Origin of the sequence: Candidatus Thioglobus sp. (assembly GCF_029243085.1) — a bacterium.
In the GTDB taxonomy this organism is placed as follows: domain Bacteria; phylum Pseudomonadota; class Gammaproteobacteria; order PS1; family Pseudothioglobaceae; genus Thioglobus_A.
Window position 1 is genome coordinate 1 of sequence record NZ_JAQWSS010000107.1, and the last position, 2,471, is coordinate 2,471.

3 protein-coding genes are annotated in these 2,471 nt (G+C 36.6%); 2 read left to right on the forward strand and 1 reads right to left on the reverse strand.

Going from position 1 to position 2,471, the window contains the following annotated elements; translation table 11 throughout:
- A partial coding sequence (locus P8M52_RS06180) for a (2Fe-2S) ferredoxin domain-containing protein (protein ID WP_300308871.1) occupies nucleotides 1–260 on the forward strand: 260 nt, incomplete at its 5' end.
- On the opposite strand, the gene coaE is transcribed toward P8M52_RS06180, so the two are convergent.
- Nucleotides 246–851 carry a dephospho-CoA kinase gene (coaE, locus tag P8M52_RS06185; protein ID WP_300308874.1) on the reverse strand — a complete coding sequence of 202 codons (606 nt, stop codon included), beginning with the start codon at nucleotides 849–851 and terminating at the stop codon, nucleotides 246–248. The two genes, P8M52_RS06180 and coaE, sit on opposite strands and share 15 nt — an antisense overlap.
- A gap of 122 nt (nucleotides 852–973) precedes the next feature.
- Between coaE and P8M52_RS06190 the strand changes: the two genes are divergently transcribed.
- Nucleotides 974–2,293 carry a SulP family inorganic anion transporter gene (locus P8M52_RS06190; RefSeq protein WP_300308878.1) on the forward strand — a complete coding sequence of 440 codons (1,320 nt, stop codon included), beginning with the start codon at nucleotides 974–976 and terminating at the stop codon, nucleotides 2,291–2,293.
- Nucleotides 2,294–2,471: the final 178 nt, after the last annotated feature.

The window sequence follows — 2,471 nt, forward strand, 5'->3', positions numbered from 1 at the left end:
GCGGGTCTTGTTGCTCTCAGTTGGGTGCCAAGGCAATGTATCGATATGCTAAGGATAAATGTCGAGAAGAAGGTAAGCTAGGAGAGGGGAAAATTGGTATCAGTGAGTCGCGATGTCTAGGTAGATGTGAACATGGCCCGGTAGCTGTTGTATATCCAGATAATGTTTGGTATCAGTATATTGATGAAGAAGATGTTGACGATATTATTGAAAGTCACTTGATGGAAGGCAATATTGTAGAGCGCTTACAAATCAAGTAATTTCGTTATTACTTTGTTTATTTGTTGCTCTAGAGTTTTAGCGTCTGAATTATTTCTAATAATATCAGTTGGCAGTTTTTCTTGCAATGTTAGGCGCTGTTCTGGGCTGGCTTGTGCCGAAATCATTTTTTTAGCTAATTTCTCATCAATGTTTTCTCGTTTCAGTAGTCGTTCTAGCTGATTTTGTGGTGTGCAATCTATCAATATAATACGATCAAACATATGCCACAGGTTTTGCTCAAATAACAATGGTACTTCAACAACAACTAATTCAGCATTCAGTTCTTTAATATCCTGCTGCATTTTGTCCAAAATTTTTGGATGAAGAATTTTCTCAATAGCCAGTTGATTTGTTTTATTTTTTAGTAACTGTTGACGCAACATGTTGCGGTTCAATGTGTCATCATTATTCAGGATGTTATTTCCGAAGTGTGATACCAGCTCCAATAAACCTGGAGATTTTGGCTTGACAACTTCTCGAGCAACAACATCTAGGTTGATAATTGAAATCCCGGATTTTGCGAAGATTTTGCTAGCACTTGATTTCCCACAAGCGATACCACCTGTGAGTGCAATTTGAATTTTGCTCATAATATGACTGATTTTAGCAATTACTAACAAAGTTAGGTTGTAAATACGCCTTGTTTAAGTTGACATTCAGATTAAAATATTGATAATTGCTTTAATATAAAAAGAATAGACATAATATCGCTATGACAACCAAAGATAACGAAAATTCTAAATCAGTTGAAACTCAAGAGCACGGATCTGCAGCTTTCCGTAAAGAGTATATTGCGCATGATCTGCAAGCGGGTGTAATTACTGCAACTATGGCAATACCTTTATCAATTGGTATTGCACTAATGTCAGATTATCCAATTCAGGTCGGTCTTGCAACAGTGGCGTTCGCCTCATTTATTGGCTTTTTGTTTGCATGGTTCCGTCCAGGTAACTTTATTGGCGCACCCGGAATTGCAGCAGGATTAGCGCCTATTTTGGCTATGGGTGTGGCTACCTTTGGCATTGAAAACATGGCTTTCATTATTTTCATGACAGCTACTTTTCAGGCGTTAATTTGGAAGTATAACTGGCAGCGCTATTTGCTCAAGGCTGTTCCAACCTATTTGGTTGAGGGTTTGTTAGCTGGAATCGGGTTAAAAATTGCCTTGAAATTCTTGCCATTCTTATGGATGTTGCCAGTTGGTATGACTGCACCTGAGGAATTTTGGAATGCAGATCGTATTACAGTTATTGTGCTATCACTTGCTGGCGCAGCAGTCTTTTTGACATTGTTTAAAATGTATAAAGATACTAAACCTGCTATGCCTTATTTCGCCTTGATTATTCTTGGGATTGTTGCATCACAGTTCTTCGAAGTTAATATGTTGAAAGTTGAAGATGTTGATTTTGTACTTGGACTTCCAATTCCTGATTTTAATACTGCCTACATGTGGATGTATGCAATCTTCTTCGCATTAATGCTTGCAGTTGTTGATGTAATTGAACAAGTAATGAGCAATGCAGCAATTGAAAAAATTGACCCATTGGATCGCCCTTGTAATAGCAATAACAGCTTATTATCTATTTGGGTTTCTAATATGGGCGCTAGTTTTTTTGGAGGTATGACTAATCTTGATGGTTTGGCAAAGAGTTCAACAAATCGACTTGCAGGTGCTTATACTAAATTATCTGTGCTAGTTATTGGTCTAATGATTACTTTCTTTGTATTAAATTCTCAGTATTTGGACCATTTACCTTATTTTGCTTTAGCCATTATCATGATATTTGTTGGTGTCAAAATGATCATGGGATTACTTCATGTGGCGCAGTTTGGTCCGTATGCATTGCTACTTGGATCTTTGTGTGGCATTTTAGTATTTCTAGTAGGTATTTTTGAAGGCTTGTTGATTACGTTGGCTCTGCATGCAATTATTAATTATGTTATTTTTACAAAAATTGAGAATAAGTCTGCTGGAGCTGTAGTTCGCCAGTACTTTAGTCGTTTCAAAGACGATGAGACAAACATTAATTAACTAATTGATAATTTGTTAAAAATGAAGTTAGGTTTTTATATCTGATCAGTGTCTATGATTAATAATATTAATTGTTAGCTATTGACAAATTGAGCAAATGTATTGATAATACACAGCTCTTTGGTTATGTAGCTCAGCTGGTTAGAGCACAGCATTCATAATGCTGGGGTCGGTGGTT

Coding starts and splice junctions, on each gene's coding strand:
- coaE (WP_300308874.1), bottom strand. CDS start 851: ATGAGCAAAATTCAAATTGCACTCACAGGTGGTATCGCTTGTGGGAAA.
- P8M52_RS06190 (WP_300308878.1), top strand. CDS start 974: ATGACAACCAAAGATAACGAAAATTCTAAATCAGTTGAAACTCAAGAG.